Here is a 24,415-nt window from a genome sequence, read left to right on the forward strand (position 1 = left end):
CCAGAGCTCGCGTTTTTTCTTATTTTAACAATCCCACTAGCTCTAATCCGTGGAGAATGCCATCTTCTGCTACATCTTTTGTAACAAGATCAGCCACTTCTTTCACGACTTCTTCCGCATTTCCCATCGCTACGCCATTTCCGACAAACTCAAGCATTTCGATATCGTTTAAGCCGTCTCCGAATGCATATACATCTTTTTTATCAAAGCCAAGTTTTTCGATCATGGTCTCAATCCCTCGCGCTTTTGATCCACCTTTTGGCAGAATATCAGTTGAAAATTCATGCCAGCGAATAAAATCAAATTTCTTAAATGTTTCTTCATAAGGAGCTTCTTCTCCCGCTGTGCAGAATAAGAGGGATTGATAAATTTCACGACCTTTGAAATAAGCAGGATCATGGTGAGGGTGGGTAAATCCAATTTTCAGCGTGCTGATGCTGGATTCGATATAATCATGAAATTCAATGTTTGATTTCATATCTTCATGATCCATGTATACGACAGGGTGATCATGCTCAACAGCAAAAGCTGTTAAATCCTGAAGCTCTTCTTTATTTAACGGGTTTTTGTAAAGAACTTCTCCATTTAAAACAATGTATTGACCATTAAAGCTAATATATGTTTGAATATCCAACTCTTCACGCAGATCTTTAAACATAAAAGGAGCCCTTCCAGTTGCAATTGCCACTTCATGCCCCTGCTCTTTTAACAGCTGGACAGCTTTTTTTGTAGAAGCAGGCAGTTTTTTATCATGATCCAACAACGTTCCATCAATATCAAAAAAAATAATCTTTCGTTCCACGTTTATCACCTTATTTTTTATAATTTTTTATCTCTTTGTTAAGCCTTTCCAATTATATCAAACAAGTACTAGTTTCTCTATAAATGGACGCCCCTATTTACAATTTTTCCATATTTAACCACGAGAAACCTCTCCCTTTTCATCATATAATAAAAGTACAGAGAGAGACAGGCAGGTATTGCAAAAAACAAAGGAGCTGAAAAATCATGTTAAAAGATTTTCGAAAAAGGCTGCTAAAACGCTGGAATGAATTATTGCGTAAAAAAACGATGGCATAATCGATTTTTTTAGGGCTTTCTGTTGTAAAATTTGCAGAGTGTGTGTCTGCATCGTACAATGGAATAGCCCTTATTTTTTATACGCCCGGAAAATATAGTCTTGTATCCGTTTCCTATTAATATTATTCTATAATTAATTGACTTGTTATATTTAGATGACTAAAATGTAGTGAAAGCAAGTTTCTTTAGAAAATACATGAAATACATACACATTTTATAATATAATAAAATAAGTTATTTGAATTTCGGAATTAAGGAGAGATTTTTGTTATGATTTTTAAAGTTTATTTTCAAGAAAAAATGAGTGAAGTAGCTGTACGTGAAAATACAAAAACAGTGTATGTGAACGCAGATTCTGAGCGTGACGTTCGTAAAAAGTTAAAAGCGCGTTCAATTAATATTGAGTTTGTTCAAGCAGTGACTGGAGACTATCTAGAATATGAACAACAGCATGAAGATTTTAAAGTATTGGAGATATGATGAAAATGAAATTTGTAAAAAATAATCAAACGGCAGTTTTCGCCCTGGGTGGACTAGGCGAAATCGGTAAAAATACGTATGCCGTACAGTTTCAAGATGAAATTATTCTTATTGATGCAGGAATTAAATTCCCTGAAGATGAGCTTTTAGGAATTGACTACGTTATTCCTGACTACAGTTATTTGGTAAAAAATGCAGATAAAATCCGTGGCCTTTTCGTTACACATGGTCATGAAGATCACATCGGCGGAATTCCTTACTTATTAAGAGAATTAAACATTCCTATTTATGCAGGGAAATTAGCCCTTGGACTTCTTCGCAACAAATTAGACGAGCATGGGTTGCTTCGTACAGCTCAGCTTCATGAAATTACTGAAGATGACGTAATTAAATTCCGTAAAACATCGGTAACGTTCTTCCGCACAACTCACAGTATTCCTGATTCTTACGGAATTGTGGTAAAAACACCAAACGGACAAATCGTACATACAGGAGATTTCAAGTTTGATTTTACACCAGTGGGCGAACCGGCTAACTTAACAAAAATGGCTGAAATCGGTAAAGAAGGCGTTCTATGCTTGCTTTCAGACAGTACAAACAGTGAAATTCCTAACTTTACGATGTCTGAGCGCCGCGTAGGTGACAGCATTCATGACATTTTCCGTAAAGTAGACGGCCGTATTATTTTTGCAACGTTTGCTTCAAATATTCACCGCTTACAGCAAGTAGTGGAAGCAGCCGTATTGCATAACCGCAAAGTTGCTGTATTCGGACGCAGTATGGAAGCAGCTATTGAGATTGGCCAACAGCTTGGATATATTTCATGTCCAAAAGATACGTTCATTGAGCCTTCTCAAATTAACCGAATTCCAGCTAACCGCGTGACTATTTTATGTACAGGCAGCCAAGGTGAACCGATGGCAGCGCTATCTAGAATTGCAAATGGTACTCACCGCCAAATTCAAATTATCCCTGGAGATACGGTTGTATTCTCATCTTCACCTATTCCAGGAAATACAGTAAGTGTTAGCAAAACAATTGATATGCTATTCCGTGCAGGAGCAGAGGTTATTCACGGTGCTCTAAACGATATTCATACTTCTGGACACGGCGGACAGGAAGAGCAAAAATTAATGCTTCGTTTGATGAAACCAAAATACTTTATGCCAATTCACGGTGAGTATCGCATGCAGAAGATGCACATCAAACTTGCAACAGACTGTGGAGTTCCTGAAGAAAACTGCTTCATTATGGATAATGGAGAGGTGCTAGCTTTAAGCGACAGTGAAGCTTCAGTAGCTGGAAAAATCCCTTCAGGCTCTGTATATATTGACGGAAGCGGAATTGGTGACATTGGAAATATCGTACTTCGTGACCGCCGTATTTTATCTGAAGAAGGACTTGTTATTGTCGTTGTAAGCATCAATATGAAAGACTTCAAAATCGCTGCTGGTCCAGACATTATCTCTCGTGGTTTTGTTTATATGCGCGAATCTGGCGACTTAATTAATGATGCACAGTCCCTCATTACAAAACACTTGAACAAAGTGATGGAACGTCGTACGTCACAATGGTCTGAGATTAAAAATGAAATCACAGACACATTGGCTCCATTCCTTTACGAAAAAACAAAGCGCCGTCCAATGATTTTACCAATCATTATGGAGGTTTAATAAAAGAAAAAGAGCAGATGCAATTGCATCTGCTCTTTTTTATTAGGAACTGGCAAATTTATTTTCGAAGCGGTTGATATCTGCGTCTGCTCCAATAACAATCAACACGTCTCCTTCTTGTATCGTTTCGGACGCCTGAGGAGAAACGATGATATCTCGATCACGCTTAATGGCTACAATGTTAATACCATATTTCGCACGAATGTCTAACTCAATCAGCGTATTACCAGCCATTCTTTTGCTTGCTACTAATTCGACAATGCTGTGTTCTTCAGATAGCTCCAAATAATCCAGCACGCTGTTTGAAATCATGTTATTGGCAATTCTTCGTCCCATATCTCGTTCGGGATGCACGATAAAATTGGCGCCAATTTTTGATAATACTTTGGCATGATAATCATTTTGCGCTTTTACCGTTATTTTTTCAACCCCCAGCTCTTTTAGTATAAGGGTCGTCAAAATACTTGCCTGAATATTGTCGCCAATAGCTACGATAACGTGATCAAAATTACGAATTCCTAAACTTTTTAGAACCCCTTCATCCATTGAATCGCCTACTACTGCATGCGAAGCAACGTTAGCATACTCATTTACCTTTTCTTCATCAATGTCAATCGCCAGAACTTCCATTCCTTGATCGCTTAATGTTTTACAAATACTTCCACCAAATCTACCTAATCCGATGACTGCAAATTCTTTTTTCATTTGAATTCCTCCATTATGTACAGGAAAAAATCTGAACTACCGTTATTTTACCACAATTCTTTTGTATCAACCTCATTTTCCCGTTAACAACGCTTATATGTCTTTACTATTTCTCATAGAAAAACAGAAGGATCAGCTCCTTCTGCTTTTTAAGCTGTAGCATGGGTTTGAACAAGGTAATAATATACGCCTTTTTGCTGCATAAGTTCCCCGTGATTGCCTGTTTCAATAATGCTTCCGTGGTCTAACACAATGATGTTATCTGCTTCTCGTATAGTCGATAGCCGATGAGCAATCATGATGGCCGTTCTGTTATTTAACAGCGTTTTAAGCGCTTGTTGAATCTTCACTTCTGTTTCTGTATCGATGCTTGCTGTCGCTTCATCTAAAATGATAATACGAGGATCAGCCAACAGCGTTCGAGCAAATGAAATCAATTGACGCTCTCCCACCGATAAGACGTTTCCTCGCTCTTCTACTTCCGTATCATAGCCTTTTTTCAGACGCTTTATAAAATCTGCAGCCCCTACCGCTTCTGCGGCCTTAATTACTTCATCATCGGTAGCATCCGGTTTTCCAAACCGAATATTCTCCGTGATGGTTCCTGAAAAAATAAAGGTTTCTTGCAGCACAATACTAATTTGTGCTCGTAAACTCGCTAACGTAATATCTTGAATAGGCATATTATCAATTAAAATCTGCCCTTCGTTCACATCATAAAAACGGGTGATTAAATTAGCAATGGACGTTTTTCCAGATCCAGTATGCCCCACTAAAGCAACCGTCTGTCCTTCTTTTATTTCAATTGATACGTTGTTTAGAGCTTTCCGCTTCCCATCATAAGAAAATGAGACGTGCTTGAACTCAACTTTCCCCTTCATATTCTCTAAAGACGTAGCGGTTTCCAAATCTGCGACGAGAGGTTTTTCATCTAGAAATTCAAAAATGCGCTCGGATGAAGCCATTCCCATTAATAATTGATTGTACACTTGCCCTAAACGAGAAATCGGTTCCCAAAACATCCCCAGATAAAAAGCAAATGATACAAAAATACCAATTGTTAGCCGCTCATCTTGAATAAGTGCAGCACCGAACCAAATTAAAATGGCCGTTCCGACAGCATTTGTGAATTCTACAAACGGTCGAAACATGGCATTTTTTCGAGTAGCTTGCCTCCAGCTCTCGTAATTTTCACTGTTTATGCGATCAAAAAACAGCATATTTTCTTGTTCTTGAGCAAATGACTGAGTAACGCGAATGCCTTGAATACTCTCATTTAAATGTGAATTTAATACTGACTGCTTCATACGAACAACTTGCCATGACCGGCGGATTCTTCTTCTCAGCTTTGTAGAAATCAAAAACATAATCGGTAAAATGACTAAAACAGCACATGTCAAAGCAGGACTGAGAGAAAATAATATAACCACAATTCCCACTAACAATAAGAGGTCCATAAATAGGTTAACTACCCCATTGGTAAATAAATCTTGAAGAGAGTTAATATCATTCATAATCCTTACAAGAATAGAGCCTCCTGAACGCGTATCAAAAAACCGATGCGACAGCCCTTGAACATGCGTAAATAAATGTTTTCTTAAATCATATATCACGTGCTGCCCGAGTTGATTCATCCATTTAATCCGAAAGACATTCGCAATATAAGATAGGATATACAAGCTAAAAATGATGAAAACTAACTGCATGAGCAGCGTGCTATTCTTATTTTTTACAGCATGATCAAGCGTATAGACACCTATCAAAATAGGAATAGCGAGTCTAATGACCGTCGTGATAATGACCATAAGAAACGAGAAAGGAAGCAAGTTTCTTCGATATGGATGAAGATAACGAAACAAGCGGGCCATTTGCTTCCAGTTAAACGTCTTATCAATGATTTGATCTGTTTGATAATAAAAGCGCTCTCGCACAACTTTATTTTTTTCGCCTGCCATTCTATTCCTCCCTTGTTATACGTTCATCACCGACGTACTGCTTTCATATTGAATGTCGTAAATGTTTTTATAAATCCCTTGCTTTTGAATGAGCGTTTCATGGCTTCCTCTCTCTTTTATACGACCTTCATGTAAGACCAAGATTTCATCGGCATGTCGCAAAGAAGAAAGGCGGTGCGCGATAATAAACGTCGTACGATTTTTCATCACTTCTTTTAAAGCCAATTGAATTTCTCTTTCTGTTTTCATATCAACGGCACTGGTGGCATCATCTAATACTAGAATACTAGGATTTAAGATAAGCGCTCGTGCAATCGCAATACGCTGCTTTTGCCCCCCTGATAACCCCAGTCCTCTCTCTCCCAGCATCGTATCATATCCATCTGGAAGTTCCATAATAAAATCATGCGCCTGCGCCCGTTTTGCAGCATCAATAATGTCTTCTCTAGAAATACCCGGCACGCCATAAGAGATGTTGGTTCCTATGCTGCTTGAGAACAAAAACGTTTCTTGAAGTACAAAGCTAATTTCTTTCCGAAGAACAGAGAGCGGATACTCTTTAATCGGACGATGGTTAACTAAGATCTGTCCTGAAGTCGGTTCATAAAACCTCGTGAGCAGCTGTGTTAAGCTTGTTTTGCCGGCTCCAGTTGCACCGATTAAACCTACTACTTTCCCTTTAGAAGCAGAAAACGATATGTTCTCAAGCGATTTTTTATCCTCGTTTGGATAGGATAAGCTAACATGCTGAAACTCGACCGTTCCATTAATAGAGAAACTTCCGGCATGCTCATGGACTTTTTCTTCTTCTTCTAAAATTTCTAGCAGCCTTTCACCTGAAGCTTTAGACTGTGAAAACATATTGATAACAAACCCTAGATTCATAATAGGCCACATTAAATAAGAGGTTAAGCTAAAGAAAGCAACAAGCTCTCCAGGACGTACGCTTCCGTTCATAACAAGCGCTCCTCCGTAAGCAAGGAGACCAACAATAGATAAATTCCCTATAAACTCCATTAAGGGGAAATAAGTTGCCCACACATTCGCTGTTTCAATGTTTCGATTTTTATAAACTCCGTTGGAATCGTTAAATTTAGAGGTTTGAAATTTTTCTCTTGATAATGATTTGACCGTCTGTATGCCGCTTATATTTTCTTGAACATTTGTATTAAGTTCTCCAAACGATTGGCGAATTAAGCGAAACGCTGGATGAACGCGTTTATCAAAACGATAAACAGCTACCCCCAAAAAAGGCAGCAGGCAGATTGTGACAAGAGTGAGTGAAATAGAGTAATAGAACATAACGGAAAAGCTGGCAGTAAGTAAAATGACGAAGCGAATTAATTCTGAGAAGCCAAAAGATAGAAAAAAACGAAATCCTTCTACATCAGCTGTCAACCTGGACATCAAGTCCCCTGTTTTAGCATTGTCATAATAAGAAAACGGTAAATACTGAAGTTTGCGGTAAAGTTTATTGCGAAGAGTATACACGGACTTAATTCCAAATAAGTCGCCGTAATATTGCTGAATATATGTAAAGATTCCTTTGATGATCATCAGTCCAATAAAAATAAATGCTACATTATCGACTAGCTGATATTGTTTTCCTAACACGATATGATCAATCGTATATTGCAGCACAATAGGGTAAATCACAGTGATGGAGGTTACAAATAACAAGCAAATAGCAGAATAAAAAAAGTACATTCGGTACGGCAAATAAAAATCTTTTAGTTTTTTAAACGTTCCCATATACCCCGTCCTTTCCCTTAGTTAAGATGTGGCACACATATTTAAATATATCGGTTCCCGAAATAAATTACCATAATTTTTAGATATTTTTTCAAAAAAAAGGTAAATAGTCATAAAAAAGAGGTTGGGATATAGCTAAATGAATTCCATCTAAAGACGAAACTATTCACCCAAACAAAAAAACGAACCACTAATCAAACATATTGATCAATGGTTCGTTTTTCACTTCGTCTAAAATACTTTTGTCCCAGCTTCTTTTTTTATTGTTTTTCCACTGCATGTCCGCCGAACTCATTGCGAAGAGCGGCAACTACTTTACCTGTAAACGTATCATCTTCAAGTGAGCGATAGCGCATCATTAAAGATAAAGCAATAACTGGCGTTGGCACTTGTAAATCTAAAGCTGATTCAACCGTCCATTTCCCTTCACCGGAAGAATGCATAACTCCTTTAATACTGTCAAGTTTTGCATCTTTTGAAAATGCACGTTCCATTAATTCGATTAACCATGAGCGAATAACAGAGCCATTGTTCCATACGCGGGCTACAGCTTCGTAGTCATAGTCAAATTCACTTTTCTCTAACACATCAAAACCTTCAGCAATTGCTTGCATCATGCCGTACTCAATTCCGTTATGAACCATTTTCAAGAAGTGACCGCTTCCTGCTGCACCTGAATAGAGATAGCCGTTTTCTACGTTGATGTCGCGGAAAATAGGTTCGATTGTAGCAAATGCTTCTTTATCTCCGCCAATCATCATACAAGCGCCGTTTCGGGCACCTTCCATTCCGCCGCTCGTTCCAACATCGAAGTAGTGAATTCCTTTTTCAGCAGAAGCTGCAGCACGTCGTACGGAATCTTTATACTTAGAATTACCGCCTTCGATAATCATATCTCCTTCTTCAAGTAATTCTTGAAGCTCAGAAATTACTTTTTCTGTGAGCTCTCCGGCTGGAACCATTACCCAAGCAATGCGTGGTTTTTCTAATTTGCTTACTAATTCTTGAATGGAAGAAGCTCCTTCTGCTCCCTTTTCTGATACTTTCTGTACTGCTTCGTTGTTCACATCGAATGCTACCACAGAATGATTATGATCTAGTAAATTCAATACTAAGTTTGCTCCCATTTTTCCTAAGCCAATCATACCTAATTTCATATGTAAATTACCTCCAATAGTAAGTTTCGTATCATGTTGTTAGTGTTAGTATGGTGTAAACTCACAAGAAAAAATCCACATTTTTATATTTCCTTTATCAGTTACTTCCTACACACAAAAAAGAAAAACATTCGATGCAAGTTCTACTAAGCATCGAATGCTTTTCACCTGTTACAACTGCCTGTATTTATTCGTTCTCGCCTAATACACGATTCACGCGCTTTTCAAGCATTTTCATACCGCTTCCGCCAGCTTGGAAGTGGCGTAGCTGACCTGTTTTGTCAAATACATAATATGCAGGTACATATTGATTTTCAAATGCATCCGTTAATTTATGTTCACTGTCTACAAAAATTGGCTGCGTAATATCATGTTCTGCTGCTACTTCTTTAATTTTTGTTAAGTCCAAATCATCTTCAGAGCGCGGCATATGAACGGCTACTACGTTTAGTTGTTCTTTGTATTGGTCGCGAAATTCATTTACTTGAGGCATTGCTTCTTTACATAGATGACAGCTTACTGACCAAAAATGAATAAGCGTTGGCTTTTCGCCAATTAGCTGCTCTTTTGTAACCTCTCCGTTTAACCATTCTGTAGCGCCCGTTAACTCAGGCATTGGCTGACGTAATTTCATGAATAAAAGCCTCCCTTATTTTCACTATTATTAACTAAATGTTCTTTATTATCCGATGAAAAAAAGGCCTAACGTGGACGTTAGACCTTTTAAACGTTGTGCTTACGCGTTTAAAGTAGCTTGACCTGGTTTCCAGTTAGCTGGGCAAAGTCCGCCAGTTTGTAACGCTTGAAGAACACGTAAAGTTTCATCAACGTCACGGCCAATATTGTTGTGGTTTACAACTGAATATTGTAATTCGCCTTCTGGGCTGATGATGAATAAACCGCGAAGTGCTACACCTTCTTCTTCAATTAAAACGCCGTACTCACGAGAAACAACGTGATTTGTATCAGCTGCTAATGGATATTTAAGATCACCTAAACCATTATCTTTACGATCAGTGTTGATCCAAGCTAAGTGTGTATGGATTGTGTCTGTAGAAACACCGATTACTTCTGCGTCAAGATCTTCAAACTCATCATAACGGTCAGAAAGTGCAGTGATTTCTGTTGGACATACAAATGTAAAGTCCATTGGATAGAAGAATAATACTGTCCATTTGTCATTTTTAATATTTTCTTCTAAGCTAACTTTACCGAATTCTTTGTTTGATAATACAGCTTCCATTTCAAAGCGTGGAGCTTGTTTACCTACCATACGTTCTGGCATACATGATCCCTCCAAATAATTATTAAATGAGAAAATGTATAAAACATTCTCACTTATGTACTGTTATAACGGTTTTCATTATAATGGATATTGTTTTTTTAGTCAATATTAATTAAGAATGAATTTAAACAACACCTTATAATGGTAACATAGTTGTTATGCCCGCCTTGAGGGCAAATTAAACCCTGACTTTAGCAAAAAAATGCTATAAAAGGGTTGCATTTATTTACCTTCTCAGTTTAGCATGTCTAATATCGGGAATAAACAAATGTGCTCATACTCTTACAAAATCTTTTCCACAGAATAAATTCCCACTTAGTAATATTGAAACAGAACATAGGAAGGATGAACAACGAATGTTTAAGATGCAAGACATCAACTGGGAACAGCTTCTTACCAATGCTGGAGTTATTGTGTTAAAACTTATTGCCATTACTATCGTCTTTTTACTTGTACGAGCAATTGGTAAAAAAGTTATTGAACGTTCCTTTGAAAGAATGAGTGAGCGCGAAAACGCTACGCGCGGACGTATGCTCACACTCAAAAGTTTAACCGTTAATGTGTTTTCATATGTACTTATTTTTATTTTTGTCGTCATGCTGCTTGAAGCAGTAAATATCCATGCGACAGCTTTATTAGCTGGTGCCGGAGTTGTGGGTCTAGCAATCGGGTTCGGTGCTCAAGGACTGGTTAGCGACATTGTAACAGGTTTCTTTTTACTTCTTGAAAAACAGCTTGATGTTGACGACTATGTAACAACCGGAAGTTTTTCAGGAATTGTCGAATCAGTAGGTCTGCGTACTACTCAAATTCGCGGGTTCGATGGAACTTTACACTATGTGCCTAACCGTGAAATTACAAGCTTAAGCAATCATTCCCGAGGCAATATGCGCGCGTTGATTGATATTGGCATTTCGTATGATGATGATATTGACAAAGCAATTTCCGTACTAGAAAAAGTATGCGAGCGCGTTGCTGCAACAAATGAAAACATTGTAGAAGGACCAAGCGTAATAGGAGTTCAAGGTCTAGGCGCGTCGGACGTTGTGCTTCGTGTAGTTGGCAAAGCTAAAAACGGTGAGCAGTGGGGGGTTGAACGTCAGCTTCGCAAAGAGTTTAAAGAAGCATTTGACGCAAACGGTATTGATATTCCGTTCCCTCATCAAGTAAATATTGATAAAAAGCAGCCTGAAGATGCCAAGCAGCCTCAGCATGCATAAAAAATAGCCGAAGGATTTGTTCCTTCGGCTTTCTTTTATCCTTGTACCTTGTTGCCTACTTGCTGACAAATTTCTTCTGCCGTTAATCCGCTAGCTGTAATAACTGAGCCTTGCGTTACTGCATCAGAAATCCCCATTACGTTTGAATCCTGTCCTGTTACAACACAGCAATCGCACCCTTGTGCATCACTTTCGTTGCGTAATTGTACCACTTCATGTCCGAGCTGCTGAAGTGCAGCCTGTACATCTGTTAAACCGTATTCTACACCAATTCGTGCCATCGTTGCCCACCTCCTCATGCTATTAATTTAGCCATAAGGAAAAATGATTATACGATTTATTGATTGCCTTTATGTTCAAAATATTTTGTAATGAGTGAAATCGCAGTATCTATTGCGCCTTCATGAGGCTGCAGCTTTGCATGATGAAGCCCATATTCAGACTGAACGCCAAGCCAAAACATAAATCCAGGAATATCTTTTAGCATATAGCCAAAATCTTCTCCTGTCATTGCTTCTTTGCACTCAATAACATCCACGTCCGTTTGCGCTTTGGCAAACTCCATAAACTCTCGCGTGACTTCATGGTGATTATATACTTGATGATACATACAACCATAATCAATGGCTGTTTCACACTGATACCCTACTTCTACTCCTTTAACAATCGCTTCAATTCGTTCTTTAACACGCATCATTGATTCAGGAGATAGCGTGCGAATGGTTCCTTCTATGCGAGCTCGCTCCGCAATAATATTTTGAACCGTCCCGCCTTGAATTTTTCCTACTGTAATTACAGCGCTGTCTAGCGGATCAACGTTGCGAGCAACAATCGTTTGAAGCTGTGAAACGAGCTGACAAGCAGCAACTACCATATCATTTGTTGTATGTGGATAAGCAGCATGCCCGCCTTTTCCTTTTAAATCAATAAATAGCTCAGACGTGTTAGCAAATAGTAACCCTTCCTTCAGTGCAATCGAGCCAACCGGATATTCAGGCGCTACGTGAAGGGCGAAGATGAAATCTGGAAGCCATTCTTTCATGATATCGCTTTGGAGCATTGGCTGTGCTCCCCCTGGACCTTCTTCTGCAGGTTGAAAGATGAACAGTACATTATCTTTGATTTCATTCTGAGCAAAGTAAGTCAGTACGCCTAGCCCAATGGCCATATGCATATCATGTCCGCAGGCATGCATGAGTCCTTCATGCTGTGATTGAAAAGAATAATTCGTTTCTTCCGTGATAGGAAGACCGTCAATATCTGCTCGGTAGCCTATTGTTTTAGTTGGGTTTGTACCATGTACTTTAACAAAGAGTCCCGTTTTCCACGTCTTTACTTCTAAGCGCTCTTGCGGAAGAGTGTTAATATAATCAAGCAAAAAACGCTGTGTTTTCACCTCTTGAAACCCTAATTCAGGAATTTTATGTAGCTCTCTTCTTATTTTCACAAATTCATTTTCAGCCATGTGTATGTCCTCCTCACGAAATAAAGAAGAAAGCGTGGTTGCCCACGCTTCCAACTTGTCCATATGATACGTTTAAGGATTCAGTATCCCAATCGCTAAAACCTATTAATTCAGCAAAGAAAAAGCGCAAACTGATCGTTTTTCTTATTCTTCGTTTAATTGACGCAATTCTTGCTTGATTTCTGTTTTAGACTTTGTTTTTTCGTCAATTTCTTTAATAACGCGTGCTGGCGTACCTGCTACTACTGTGTAAGGAGCTACATCTTCGACCACAATTGCACCTGCAGCAACTACGGCACCTTTACCTACTGTTACCCCTTCAAGAACAACAGCATTAGCACCGATTACTACATCATCTTCTACTACAACTGGTTTTGCAGAAGGTGGCTCAATAACACCAGCTAATACAGAACCTGCGCCAATATGACAATTTTTTCCTACTGTTGCACGACCACCAAGTACTACGTTCATGTCGATCATTGTTCCTTCACCGATTACAGAACCGATGTTAATCGATGCACCCATCATAATAACAGCGTTGTCGCCGATTTCAACTTGATCGCGAATAATAGCGCCTGGCTCAATACGGGCTTTAATTCCTTTCATATCTAATAAAGGAATCGCAGAGTTGCGGCGATCGTTTTCAATTACGTAGTCTTCAATTTTTCCTTCGTTTGCTTCAATAGCAGCTTTGATGTCTTTCCATTCACCAAATACTACACCTGTGTTGCCCGTTACAAATGTTTTAGAAGATGAACCAAAGTCAATTCCTTCTACTTCACCTTTTACGTAAACTTTTACCGGTGTTGATTTTGTACTGTTTTGAATAAATGAGATAATCTCATTAGCATCCATCATTTTCATTATGTATTCCTCCTAAGTAAGCAATGTCTCATTTAATGTAACAAAATGCTTTCACAATGACAAGCATCATTATCGTTTTAATAAAAAGATAACGATTGCAAATAAAAAAAGCGAGCACCTGAGCTCGCTTTAGACCGTTTCTCTTACGTATTCACGTACAATATCAACAAATGCTCGAACTTGCTTCAGTTTAAACGCTGATTCATATCCAACTAAAGAAGTGTCTCGTGTAATTGGCTCGCCATTTGCTTTTAGAAGCGGCGTCCGATGAATATGGCTTCCAGCTTCTTTGATAGCAATCGATGGTAAAATAGCGAAACCAAGACCATTTAAAGCCATTTGTTTACACGTCTCAATCTGATCCACTACAATCGTACGCTTCGGTGTAGTATGAAACTCTCGATGCCACCATTCTAAAATTTCTTGATAATACGTTGAGTCACTTTTAAATTGAATAAATGGTCGATGAGTATTTACTACTTCCGCTGCCCTTTCAATTTCTGAATCAACTAGGTAAAGAGGATCTGTAAACAAATGTTCTTTGACGCCTTTCCAATCCGGATTTCCGCGTATGATTCCAATATGTACCTCATCTTCGTACAGATAGCGAAGCATTTCACTGCTCCAGCCGGTTACAAGAGAGATTTTAGCATGTGGGTAACGATCCATATAGCGTTTTAACACCGCCGGCAGCCAGTGCTGTCCAATAATCGAAGCCACCGCTAATTTGAGTGTACCATATACTTCATTATCTAAATGATGCAAGTCCTCGCGAACCCGATCTTCTTTTTCTACTACTTCTTTTGCAAATTGAACAATCTTTTCTCCAGCAGGCGTTAATGACAGTCCTTTTTGCGAACGAATGAAGATTTGTGTATCCCATGCTTTTTCAATGGTTTGCAGCCTCTGTGATAAAGCTGGTTGCGATACAAATAATCTCTCTGCAGCTTTTCTCATATTTAATTCTTGAGCTAATACAACGAGCATTCGACATTCTATTAATTGCATTCAGTTATTCCTTTCAAGCCTCTTTTTACTTTCATTTTACCTTTATCATATAAGAAAAAAACGGAGAAAGATAGGCTGAAACACGATTTCTTAAAAAAATTATTGAAATGACTCTTTCGGGAGAATGATGGACTGCCTTCTTAATGACTTTAACAAATTTCTTCGCGTTAAAATCCCTTCAAAAATACCATCTTCATTCTCTACGCACAAAAAAGGATGGTTAATCATGGCATTTATGACTTTTAATACGGATTTTTTCATGGAGACACGAGGAACATTTTGATTCATAACTTCTTCTACTTTCATGGTTTCTAATCGTTCAAATTCAATGCGCTTTAACCCTAAAATCGAATCTAAAATAAGCGTCATGCTCACGAACCCCTGCAGCTGAAACCTTGGATTTAATACGGGAATGGACGTATAGCCAGTCTTTGTTAACACAAGCAAAGCATGTTCTAAATTATTTCCCACTTGAACATGAGCAACTTTATCAGAAGTGACAAGCAAATCTCGAAGTTCAATTTGATTTAACTGATTGTGATCAATATCAATCATTTATACATTCTCCTTCCATTTCTCATAACTTCCACGTGTGTAAAGAGAAAAAGAACAAGCTACAAAATGAAAATAGCTTGCTTACGTAAATGCGAACCTTTAAGAGGGAATAGAAGCAGACACACTCGATGTTCTCCCTTATATGTTAAGTCTAGATTTTTTTAAAACAAGTGTCAACGAAAGTTCATAATTATCTGAATTTTTTATTTTGTTTTTTTTACAGCATTCGACCCTTTCCTTTCATTTATCAGAAAATCCGCTATCACTTTGTCGGTATTTCTCGGGAAAATAGGACAGAAGCCACCGCAAAAACTCCATACGCAGTAACAAAAAAATGCCGCAAAGTATAAAATCCTTTGCGGCATTCGTTTTGCTTTATCCCTTAATGAATAAGTTCAAAAATTTCAATTGCAATCATATCAACGTTATCAAATTGATAAACAGCTGGCTTTTCACCATCTTGATATACTTCAAGTTCGTATGTTTCAGTTTTTGCATGATATTTCACGCTGCAAATTCTTTTTCCCTCTACTTCGAAGAAGCGTTGTGGCGCTTCACTTCCACTTGCTTGCTCACGGAGATTCACAAGACGAGTTAAAATACCTTGTAATTGTGACATATAATCTCTCCTTTCACCTATTACATCATTACGCATTCGACTTTTCTACAATATCAATTCAAATAAGTACTTTATCTAAACTAATACTTAAAAGACACCATTTCACTATATGCCACATACTAAAAAAACACAAGTACTTTACGTGATTTTTCATAAGAAAATGCCTTATTATAGCGATATATGTCGTTTTTTATTATAATAACATAGCGATATACTATGTATCATCCAAAACTTCATTCTACTTTAACACCATTCATTTTGATATAGGGAGGTGCTTTCATTGAGATCTATAGAGCTGTACACACAACCAGCTTGCCCACCTTGCGAAATTGTTAAACAGTTTTTACAGCATCACCACGTTTCCTATAAAGAATTTGACGTATCTAAAGATGCTTCTGCTCGAAAACGAATGACTACTGAGTTAGAGTCTTATTCCACTCCGACTATTCGTGTTGATCAGGAAATTATCAGAGGGTTTGACCTTCAAGCGCTTGAGAAGCTTCTGAACATTGGGTAACAGAAACACTCAAAATAAGCTTTTCTCGGCTATTTTGAGTGTTTCTTACTATATATAAGCTTTTGCACCTTCCATTTCCCCTGTTTTTTTACTAAAGTGATCATTTCATAATGATCTTGGTATTTTACTCGTTCATTATGCACGGCCGGAAAAAATTGATAGACATAAGCTTTGTTTTGGTCGGAATGAAGAGCTACCTTCGTCTGTTCATCGAAAGAAAAGAAAGGGATGTAGTGTGTTAAATATTCAGGTCCCTCTCCGACATACCCTTGAGCTTTTTGTAAGAGAGCCTCATTAAAAAATACGGATGCATACTCATCATCTAAAAATAATTTCAGCTCACGAGCAGCATCTTGATTAGCATGGGCAGACGCAGCTCTTAGCTGAGCCTGATAAGCGTCCTGCAAATTTATAAAGATTTCATGCCTAATCTCTCCTGACACTTCTGCATGAACAGATTTTCCTGAGTACAAGGTCATCATCAAAAAGACAAGTAAGCATATTTTCTTCAAATTAACTCAGCTCCTTCGCTTCTTTTTTATTAGAATTCCGAAATTTCCCCTGCCTATGCATATCTCTATAACCGACTGTCGTTCCCCTCTAAAAAAACATAAAAAACCGGCAACCGCTTTTGCTGATTGCCGGTTTAACTTCAACTTATATATTCTCTACAAAACGTCTCTTTCATATAAAAAAGAATATGAAATATCAAGGAATATATAGTGCATATTATCAATCGGATACGAAAAAGTCCGGATATTCTCACCTGTTTCAATATCATTATACAAATCTGATAATATGCCTTTTTTTTCATAGCTCATTCGAATAATATTCTCAAGAAAATATGGGCGCCAGCTCCAATTTTTCTTTACATATTCAGGCTCAAGAATCCAATCCTCGTTTTTCTTTACATAGTTAGAAGACTTTTGAAATCCATTTTCATCGCAGATGTAAAGGCGAAAACACACGTTGGATAGTTCTTCTGCAATAACAGGCAGCATATCGTCATACGTTTCTAGCTTTCTGCACTTTGTCATTACCTGCTGCATTTTATCTTGAAAGCGTTCCGTCAGCTGGTAAACAGCAAGCAGCTTTTTCTTTTCATGAGCGATATACATTTCGAAACGTTCCTTTAGTTTATCCTTTAAGATGTTCGGATCGACAAGTTCAGCAGCCGGCTTATGTAAATAATAACCTTGAAAATATCTGCCTCCGTTTCTCCATGCATACTGCAGCTGATAGGAGGCTTCTATATCTTCGTATAGAAGCGTAGCACCCATTTTTCTTGCTAAAAGAGATAAAGAATACAATACGTCTTGATACGACTGCGCCATGTCCGTTTGTCTTAGAATATGTAAATCTACTTTTAAGATATCTGGTGACAGCAACCCAATTCTGTCTAGATTACTACTTTCTTTTCCTATATTATCAATTGCAATCTTAATACCATATGTTTGATAATACTTTAGTAAGTGTTGAAGCGATTCCAAATCTCCACTAAAATTGTGTTCTGTAATTTCGAGAACAATTCGATCAAGCGATAATCCTTTATTTTCGAAAAGTTGCAATAATTCTAGCAAGGATTCTCCATGATCGTTCATTAATAAATTAGGGTTCTGATTAATAAAAATTAAAAATTGTTCTTCCTGGGTCAACATATGCTCGAGCGCTTGTGTTAAAACAGCATAATCAACTTCTATGCGATATTCATCCGGAATCGCATCATCATGAAAGAATGGGCCGAGACTTTCAATTTCCCCTTCATTTTGAAACCTCGCCAACACTTCATAGCCAATTACTCTATGTCCATCTGCACTAAAAATTGCTTGATAATACGGAAGAGTTTTCTCTATGTTTGTTAATACATCTAACGGGTCCACTCAACTCTCCCCTCTCCTTGTTCACTTTACGTTAGTATAATACGAATAGCATAATTTTGCTAGTCCTTCTAGGTTTGCTTTGTACTTTTTAGTGCGTATCCAACCTTAAAAAGGATGCTGATTTAGCCACTGTCCCCCGTCCATTGTGATGCATTCACCATTGATATAAGATGCTTCATCGGAGAATAAGAAACTAGCTAATCCTGCTATTTCCTCAGGAGTTCCAAGGCGTCCTAATGGTACAGAATTCAATGTACGCGCTTTCATTTTTTCTGACTCAAATAACTTATCGGCTCCTCCTGTTCGCTCAATCGGCCCCGGCGCAATCGCATTCACCCGTATACCGTATTTCTTTCCCCACTCTACTGCGAGCGTGCGCGTCATGGTTAAAACTCCTGACTTGGCACAAGCTGAATGAATAACACCTGCTCCTGCGTTCCACGCATATGTAGCCACAATGTTTGTAATGGCTCCTTTTGTACCTTTATCGATCCAATATTTCCCTACTGCGGAACTGCAATAAAATGTACCATTTAATACAATATTAATTACGCTGTTCCATCCGTTAACGGATAAGTCTTCAGCTGCACATATAAAATTTCCTGCAGCATTATTAACTAAAAAATCAATTTGTCCAAATGCCTTGTCTGTTTCTTGAACCATTCGTTCCACATCTTCTGGATTGCGTACATCCATCACCACGGAAAGTACCTGTCCATCAAACGTTTTAATTTCCTTTTCTGTCTCTTGTAATCGATCGGCTGACCTACCTGTGATTACCACATGAGCACCTTGTTCTGCAAATCGCTTCGCCATATGTTTTCCCATTCCACTTGAACCGCCAGTAACAATTACGACCTTGTTCTTCAATTTATCTTCCTCCCCAAAACATAAGTGTTTTACAACTATTATTTTACTATTTTTTCTGAATAAAGTGAAACTTTTATCTATTTAACTTAAAAGCAGACTTCTCGTTGTGATGATAAAAAAAACAATGCTATAATGAAAACTTGAAAACTATAAGGAATAGGTTGATTTTGCATGAAAAAGACGTATACAAGACGATCTTTTTTGAAAGGACTAGCGTCTATTTCGTTAGGGTCTTTGCTCACCACGTCTTTTGGGTATACATATGCCAAATATATTGAGCCTAGACGTCTGCAAATTGTTCGTCATACAATTACTTCTAAAAACATTCCGAAAAGCTTTAACGGAATAAAAATTTTACAATTTAGTGATATTCACCTTGGACTCTCTTATGATTTATTACAACTAGAACAGCTTATGGTAACCATAAATAATTTGAAGCCTACTATTATATTATTTACTGGAGATTTAATGGATGTACCTAATGAATACCCGCATCCAGAAAGAATTCCCCCGATTTTACAGAGGCTTCAGGCTCCTCTTGGAAAATATGCTATATATGGTAATCATGATCATGGAGGATATGGAACAAATATCTACAAACAAGCCATTGAAGACGCAGGATTTAGACTTCTAGTAAATGAAGTTGACACAGTGTCCATGCCCGATAAAAGCTACATTCATATTTGTGGACTCGATGATATTATGCTTGGGAATCCACAATATGAGGGAACGCTAGGACAATTACAGCCGGATATCTTTTCTATTGCTATGATTCATGAACCTGACGTTGCTGTCAAAGCAGCTCCTTTTCCAGTGGATCTTCAGCTCTCCGGCCATAGTCATGGAGGCCAAATTCAAATTCCTTTTTACGGTCCTTTGATTACACCGCCCTTTGGGACGGTTTACCCTGAAGGAATGTACGAAGTTGGAGATTCTAAAATGAAGCTTTATGTGAATAGAGGCTTAGGAACCACGCGCATTCCTTTTCGTTTTTTAGCTACGCCTGAAATTACGCTTTTCACCTTGCAATCAACATAAAAACGCCCTTACAGGGCGTTTTTATGTTGATTGTCTTTTTTTAGCTGATCGTGACCGCCTAATTCTAGTCTTAAAGAAATAAACCAGGCTCAAAAGCTTCCGTTCAGCCATACACTACAAAGACAACTGACAAGGAGGTTAAATTATGTACTATCAATATCCCTATACAGGATATCGTAATATTCCAAATGGTGACGAGCGCTTTTTTGGATTTCCTTTTGTTGCTGGCTTAGCTGGTGGGCTGCTTGGCGGACTAGCTGTTGGCGGTTTTGGAGGCAGACCTGGGTGCTGTCCACCACCTTATCCTTATCCAGTTCCGTTTTACGGCGGTGGATTTCCTGGAGGAGGCTACCCTGGTGCCGGCTTTGGAGGCGTTGGATTTTCTGGAGGAGGCTACCCTGGTGCCGGTTATGGAGGCGGTGCTCCTGTTTATAACACATACTACGGACCTGGATACGGTCCTGGTGGTCCCATTCCTAGATAATAACATGACTAAAAAGCCGAGCACTCGGCTTTTTTTATGTTATTCTTGATCGTCGCAAAGAGCATATTGACAAAAGATCTCTTGGCTATTAATAGAGAGCTCATGTTCTTTTTTTATGACGTAATGATAATTCCCTTCTTGATCTTGTTCTCGTGCTTTTACATTATCAGCAAGCATAACTTCAAGCCACTTCCACACTTTTTTTTTCAAATGTGTATCCAAGATAGGAAATAAAATTTCTACTCGTTTCACCATATTTCTTGTCATCATATCTGCAGATGAAAAGAAAAACTTTTCCTGTTTATTATGATGAAAATAATAAATTCGGCTATGTTCTAAAAATCGTCCGACAATGCTTCTTACTCTGATATTCTCGCTAACGCCTTGAATTTGAGGGCGCAAGCAGCACGCTCCTCTAACAATGAGTTCGATTGTCACACCCGCTATAGAAGCTTCATATAGCTTCATAATTAAAATTTTATCCGTCAATGAGTTCATTTTCCCAATGATTCTTCCATTGCCATACCGTCTGTGATACTGGATTTCCTGATCAATGAGATGCAAAAAATCGTTTCTTATATCAAATGGTGCAACGGATAAATGATGATATACTGGTTTTTGCGTATAGCCACTTAAGTAATTAAAAAAATTGGCCGCATCTATCCCGATGTTTTGGTTGACAGTAAAAAGACTTATATCCGTATAGATCTTTGCCGTCGCATCGTTGTAATTCCCAGTACCAAGATGAACAAATCGCTTAATATGCTCTCCTTCTCTTCTCACCACGAGCGTAATTTTACCATGCGTTTTTAAATGCGTCATTCCATATATCACGTGGCATCCTGCCCGCTCTAGCTCTTTAGCCCATTGCACATTATTCTCTTCATCAAACCTTGCTTTTAGTTCAACTAGTACCGTCACTTGTTTACCTTTTGCAGCCGCTCGTTTTAATGCTTTAATAACGGGAGAATCTCCGCTTACCCTATATAACGTCTGCTTAATAGCAAGCACATTTTCATCGTCTGCTGCACAGTTAACAAAGTCAAGCACCGGCTTAAACGATTCATAAGGATGGTGAAGCAAAATGTCTCTTTGAATCATTTGATCGAAAACATTTTGATCCGGGTGTAACTGTGTTGTAACCTTAGGAATAAAGGCTTTTTCAGCGAGCTCTTCATGGGTAGATTTAAGTAATCTATAAAACGAAAACAAACTGGTTAAATCCAACTGTTCTTTGATCTCATACACATCTTCATCGTCAATTTCAAGGACTGACTTTAAATACGCTAGTACACCCTGATCGTATGGACTCTTAATCTCAAGCCGAACAGCCGCTCCCCATTTTCGTTTCTGCAACTCTTCTTCAATCTCTTTTAATAAATCTTGAGCGTCTTCTTCGTGAATAGTCATATCTGCGTTGCGGGTAATTCGAAATTGAGAAACGGAAGAAACGCAGTATCCCTTAAACAACTTTTTAATAAAATAGGCAATCACATCCTCTAGCAATACAAATAGACGGGTAGAATCTGACGTAGCTATTTCAATATAGCGCGTTAGCATCGAAGGTACTTGAACGATAGCTAGTCTTCCTTTTATCTCGGCAATTTGCTGCTCATCATTTAACTTTTCTGAAAGGACGACTGCTAAGTTCAAGCTTTTATTCATCAACATAGGAAACGGCCGGTATGTATCAATAGCCATAGGAGTTAATACGGGAAAGATTTGCTCGTCAAAATACTGTTCAAGCTTATCTAGATTTGATTTCTCCAGCTTTTCAACCGAAATGATTTCCACACCGTATTTCTGTAATTCGGGAAGAAGTGTGTGAATATACGTATCATACCGCTGCTTGACAAGCTCGTGGTTTTGTTTGGAGATAGAGAATAGCTGCTGTGTAGGAGTTAAGCCTGCTTTGTTTTCGGGTTTGTTAAATCCAGCCTTCACCTGATCTTTTAACCCCGCTACCCGAATCATAAAAAACTCATCCAGATTCGAACTGAAAATCCCTAGAAATTTAAATCGCTCAAGCAAAGGGTTTTTCGTATCTACAGCTTCTTCCAGCACCCGCTTGTTAAAGGCCAGCCAGCTCAATTCACGATTATTGTAATAAGCTGAATCAGCCACTTGTATGGTTTGCTTATAAGTGCGATTACTTTCTAACATTAGCCTCACCTTCCAGGATAATGAATTTAATCTAGTTAGCTATACTGAATATTCTAACCGATCCAGCGTTATTCTAAAGCTTAGTAAATTCAAGAACAATATTTTTTTTCACTACTTTTTCTAGATGCTTTTTCTGTTTTTCAGCCTGATATTGTTCAGGAAGAAAGGTTTTTGTACATAATAGTTTAATCGTCACTGTGTTTTCATCGCTTTTCACATCAATATGTTGAACAACATTTCGCTTTGTTGCATGTAAGCCATCAGCTATTTTTAAAAGTGCACCGAGCAGCTGAACTTTTTTTTGTTCGTCTTTTGTTAACCACTTTTTAAAAGGAGCAACATATTGCCTAAAAGAAGACTTCCCTTTATATGAAGAAACAAGTGCCAGCTTTAAACGTTCTCTATGTGAAATTCCATCTATTGTACGATTAGCAAGCACATAAAACGTATGCTGGCTGCTTGATTCCCCATCAATATACTTTCCTATATCATACACTTGCGCAGCTTTTATAAGAAGCGCTAAGTCATCCTCTTTTAACTCAACCGGTCCCTGCTCCCTAAGATGCTGAAACATCATACTAGCTGTGCGCGTAAGCTGTTTGACGTAATCTTTACTTACTTCAAACTCTTCCATTATTTCTTGAAAACTTTGCTGTATGACATCGGGGTACATTGGCTGGATATTAGCATCAGATGCTTCTTTAAATAACACCCCTTCTCTCAAGCCTTTGCGGCTTAGGATGAAGCGAGTCGCGTTCACTGTTTCATATACTGATTGAAATACTTCAATCGCTGGCAAAATTGTATCCGCACGATCGTTTGACAAGCGGTCTAGCTTTTGAAGATTGTGATAAGACAATGAGCCTATAGCAGATTTCACATGCAATATATCAGCTAAATTCATTTCATATTGATGCAGCCCCGCGAGAGGATAGTGGATAAAACCTTGATGCAGTTGCACCATACTTCTTGCACTTCCTCCAATTGCTACAATCGGCACATGACGATTTAAAAGCCAAGGGACAGCATGGAAATGCCGGATCACGAAATCCCGGATTTTCGCTTTTTCTTCTGCAGTGGGAATATTGCCTTTGACGAACTGCAGACGTAGAGATAAGGCACCGAATGGAAAGCTGTGGTACTGCACTAACTCTCGATTGCGAAAATATGTAACTTCCGTACTTCCCCCGCCAATGTCAATTGTAATGGCTTCTTCGATCGAAGTGGAATGAATAACTGCAACAAAGCCGTAATACGCTTCTTCATATTCAGACAATAGTTGAATAGAAAAGCCCGTTTCTTTTTTTACAAGGGCTAGAACTTCTTTTGCATTAGTCGCTTGACGGATGGTAGCTGTGGCCACACAGGTAACGCGCAGCAGCTGATAATGCTTGGTAATAACTCCAAACGTTTTAAGCGTATCAAGCAAGGTATGTATTCCTTTAGCCGTTAACACTCCTTCTTTATCTAAATAATTTCGAATCCGTGCAGCTACTTTCACGTTTTCAATTTGCTTAAACCCTCTGCCTTTTTTGTATTCATAAATAACAAGGCGTATCGTATTTGAACCTATATCAATCAGTCCATGCTTATAAGTCAATGTAATTTCAACACCTTTTTCAAAATAACTTTAAAAAGTCACTTT

Annotated in this window: 24 protein-coding genes; 6 read left to right on the forward strand and 18 right to left on the reverse strand. The window is 38.3% G+C overall.

The genetic code is table 11. From position 1 onward, the window contains the following. Window positions 1-19 precede the first annotated feature (19 nt). Window positions 20-802 (reverse strand): Cof-type HAD-IIB family hydrolase, encoded by a 783-nt coding sequence (locus ACXAE4_RS21135; protein ID WP_048020014.1) that lies wholly within the window; start codon window positions 800-802, stop codon window positions 20-22. A 548-nt stretch (window positions 803-1,350) separates the two neighbouring features. Here ACXAE4_RS21135 and ACXAE4_RS21140 point away from each other — a divergent pair. Then, window positions 1,351-1,560, forward strand: a complete 210-nt coding sequence (locus tag ACXAE4_RS21140; RefSeq protein ID WP_013056049.1) for a DNA-dependent RNA polymerase subunit epsilon — start codon at window positions 1,351-1,353, stop codon at window positions 1,558-1,560. Between the two features lie 5 nt (window positions 1,561-1,565). Next, entirely contained in the window at window positions 1,566-3,233 is a 1,668-nt protein-coding gene (gene rnjA, locus ACXAE4_RS21145; protein ID WP_013056048.1) for a ribonuclease J1, read from the forward strand. 42 nt (window positions 3,234-3,275) lie between these two features. Here rnjA and ACXAE4_RS21150 read toward each other — a convergent pair whose 3' ends face one another. The 6 genes from ACXAE4_RS21150 to ACXAE4_RS21175 all read right to left on the reverse strand — a co-directional run bounded on the left by ACXAE4_RS21150 (window position 3,276) and on the right by ACXAE4_RS21175 (window position 10,087). After that, a complete protein-coding gene (locus ACXAE4_RS21150) occupies window positions 3,276-3,938 on the reverse strand; it encodes a potassium channel family protein (RefSeq protein WP_028414113.1) in 663 nt (220 codons plus the stop codon). Between the two features lie 149 nt (window positions 3,939-4,087). Next, complete coding sequence (locus ACXAE4_RS21155; protein ID WP_098112884.1) at window positions 4,088-5,893, reverse strand: ABC transporter ATP-binding protein; 1,806 nt, start codon at window positions 5,891-5,893, stop codon at window positions 4,088-4,090. 15 nt (window positions 5,894-5,908) lie between these two features. Beyond that, complete coding sequence (locus ACXAE4_RS21160; protein WP_033578405.1) at window positions 5,909-7,645, reverse strand: ABC transporter ATP-binding protein; 1,737 nt, start codon at window positions 7,643-7,645, stop codon at window positions 5,909-5,911. Between the two features lie 260 nt (window positions 7,646-7,905). Then, window positions 7,906-8,802, reverse strand: coding sequence for a phosphogluconate dehydrogenase (NAD(+)-dependent, decarboxylating) (gene gnd, locus ACXAE4_RS21165; RefSeq protein ID WP_025749395.1), 897 nt, complete (start codon window positions 8,800-8,802; stop codon window positions 7,906-7,908). Window positions 8,803-8,989: 187 nt separating this feature from the next. Further along, window positions 8,990-9,436 carry a TlpA family protein disulfide reductase gene (locus tag ACXAE4_RS21170; protein ID WP_028414116.1) on the reverse strand — a complete coding sequence of 149 codons (447 nt, stop codon included), beginning with the start codon at window positions 9,434-9,436 and terminating at the stop codon, window positions 8,990-8,992. Window positions 9,437-9,538: 102 nt separating this feature from the next. Further along, window positions 9,539-10,087 (reverse strand): peroxiredoxin, encoded by a 549-nt coding sequence (locus ACXAE4_RS21175; RefSeq protein ID WP_014461006.1) that lies wholly within the window; start codon window positions 10,085-10,087, stop codon window positions 9,539-9,541. Window positions 10,088-10,443: 356 nt separating this feature from the next. Here ACXAE4_RS21175 and ACXAE4_RS21180 point away from each other — a divergent pair, with 356 nt between their 5' ends. Beyond that, entirely contained in the window at window positions 10,444-11,307 is an 864-nt protein-coding gene (locus ACXAE4_RS21180) for a mechanosensitive ion channel family protein (protein ID WP_071276184.1), read from the forward strand. Between the two features lie 35 nt (window positions 11,308-11,342). On the opposite strand, the gene ACXAE4_RS21185 is transcribed toward ACXAE4_RS21180, so the two are convergent. From ACXAE4_RS21185 to ACXAE4_RS21210, 6 genes are all read right to left on the reverse strand, one after another. Continuing rightward, window positions 11,343-11,588, reverse strand: a complete 246-nt coding sequence (locus ACXAE4_RS21185; protein ID WP_013056040.1) for a YkuS family protein — start codon at window positions 11,586-11,588, stop codon at window positions 11,343-11,345. Window positions 11,589-11,644: 56 nt separating this feature from the next. After that, window positions 11,645-12,772, reverse strand: a complete 1,128-nt coding sequence (locus ACXAE4_RS21190; protein ID WP_098112881.1) for an N-acetyldiaminopimelate deacetylase — start codon at window positions 12,770-12,772, stop codon at window positions 11,645-11,647. 144 nt (window positions 12,773-12,916) lie between these two features. Further along, on the reverse strand, window positions 12,917-13,636 hold the full coding sequence (dapD, locus tag ACXAE4_RS21195) for a 2,3,4,5-tetrahydropyridine-2,6-dicarboxylate N-acetyltransferase (protein ID WP_098112880.1): 720 nt from the start codon (window positions 13,634-13,636) through the stop codon (window positions 12,917-12,919). A 129-nt stretch (window positions 13,637-13,765) separates the two neighbouring features. Continuing rightward, window positions 13,766-14,644 carry a LysR family transcriptional regulator gene (locus ACXAE4_RS21200; protein ID WP_013056037.1) on the reverse strand — a complete coding sequence of 293 codons (879 nt, stop codon included), beginning with the start codon at window positions 14,642-14,644 and terminating at the stop codon, window positions 13,766-13,768. A 99-nt stretch (window positions 14,645-14,743) separates the two neighbouring features. After that, entirely contained in the window at window positions 14,744-15,199 is a 456-nt protein-coding gene (gene cbpB / locus ACXAE4_RS21205) for a cyclic-di-AMP-binding protein CbpB (RefSeq protein WP_013056036.1), read from the reverse strand. A 382-nt stretch (window positions 15,200-15,581) separates the two neighbouring features. Continuing rightward, the gene (locus ACXAE4_RS21210) at window positions 15,582-15,818 is read right to left on the reverse strand and encodes a YkuJ family protein (protein WP_013056035.1); all 237 of its coding nucleotides are present in this window, start codon (window positions 15,816-15,818) and stop codon (window positions 15,582-15,584) included. 280 nt (window positions 15,819-16,098) lie between these two features. On the opposite strand from ACXAE4_RS21210, the gene ACXAE4_RS21215 reads away from it, so the two are divergent. Then, the gene (locus ACXAE4_RS21215; RefSeq protein WP_013056034.1) at window positions 16,099-16,335 is read left to right on the forward strand and encodes a glutaredoxin domain-containing protein; all 237 of its coding nucleotides are present in this window, start codon (window positions 16,099-16,101) and stop codon (window positions 16,333-16,335) included. A 29-nt stretch (window positions 16,336-16,364) separates the two neighbouring features. Here the strand turns inward: ACXAE4_RS21215 and ACXAE4_RS21220 are convergent, their stop codons facing one another. From ACXAE4_RS21220 to fadH, 3 genes are all read right to left on the reverse strand, one after another. Continuing rightward, window positions 16,365-16,847, reverse strand: a complete 483-nt coding sequence (locus ACXAE4_RS21220; protein WP_028414118.1) for a DUF3993 domain-containing protein — start codon at window positions 16,845-16,847, stop codon at window positions 16,365-16,367. Between the two features lie 156 nt (window positions 16,848-17,003). Further along, complete coding sequence (locus tag ACXAE4_RS21225) at window positions 17,004-18,215, reverse strand: EAL domain-containing protein (RefSeq protein WP_013056032.1); 1,212 nt, start codon at window positions 18,213-18,215, stop codon at window positions 17,004-17,006. Between the two features lie 105 nt (window positions 18,216-18,320). Next, window positions 18,321-19,085: a 2,4-dienoyl-CoA reductase gene (fadH, locus tag ACXAE4_RS21230; RefSeq protein ID WP_028414119.1), complete on the reverse strand. Its 765-nt coding sequence runs from the start codon at window positions 19,083-19,085 to the stop codon at window positions 18,321-18,323. A gap of 171 nt (window positions 19,086-19,256) precedes the next feature. Here fadH and ACXAE4_RS21235 point away from each other — a divergent pair, with 171 nt between their 5' ends. Both ACXAE4_RS21235 and ACXAE4_RS21240 read left to right on the forward strand, forming a co-directional pair. Beyond that, window positions 19,257-20,123: a metallophosphoesterase gene (locus ACXAE4_RS21235; protein ID WP_013082275.1), complete on the forward strand. Its 867-nt coding sequence runs from the start codon at window positions 19,257-19,259 to the stop codon at window positions 20,121-20,123. Between the two features lie 145 nt (window positions 20,124-20,268). Continuing rightward, window positions 20,269-20,607 (forward strand): hypothetical protein, encoded by a 339-nt coding sequence (locus ACXAE4_RS21240; RefSeq protein WP_014461015.1) that lies wholly within the window; start codon window positions 20,269-20,271, stop codon window positions 20,605-20,607. 39 nt (window positions 20,608-20,646) lie between these two features. On the opposite strand, the gene ACXAE4_RS21245 is transcribed toward ACXAE4_RS21240, so the two are convergent. Together ACXAE4_RS21245 and ACXAE4_RS21250 are read right to left on the reverse strand one after the other, a co-directional pair. Further along, the gene (locus ACXAE4_RS21245; RefSeq protein ID WP_034268157.1) at window positions 20,647-22,770 is read right to left on the reverse strand and encodes an RNA degradosome polyphosphate kinase; all 2,124 of its coding nucleotides are present in this window, start codon (window positions 22,768-22,770) and stop codon (window positions 20,647-20,649) included. A gap of 73 nt (window positions 22,771-22,843) precedes the next feature. Next, entirely contained in the window at window positions 22,844-24,370 is a 1,527-nt protein-coding gene (locus ACXAE4_RS21250; protein ID WP_289578825.1) for a Ppx/GppA family phosphatase, read from the reverse strand. Between the last annotated feature and the right edge of the window lie 45 nt (window positions 24,371-24,415).

The sequence above is a fragment of the Priestia sp. ABM2_011 genome (assembly GCF_056158845.1).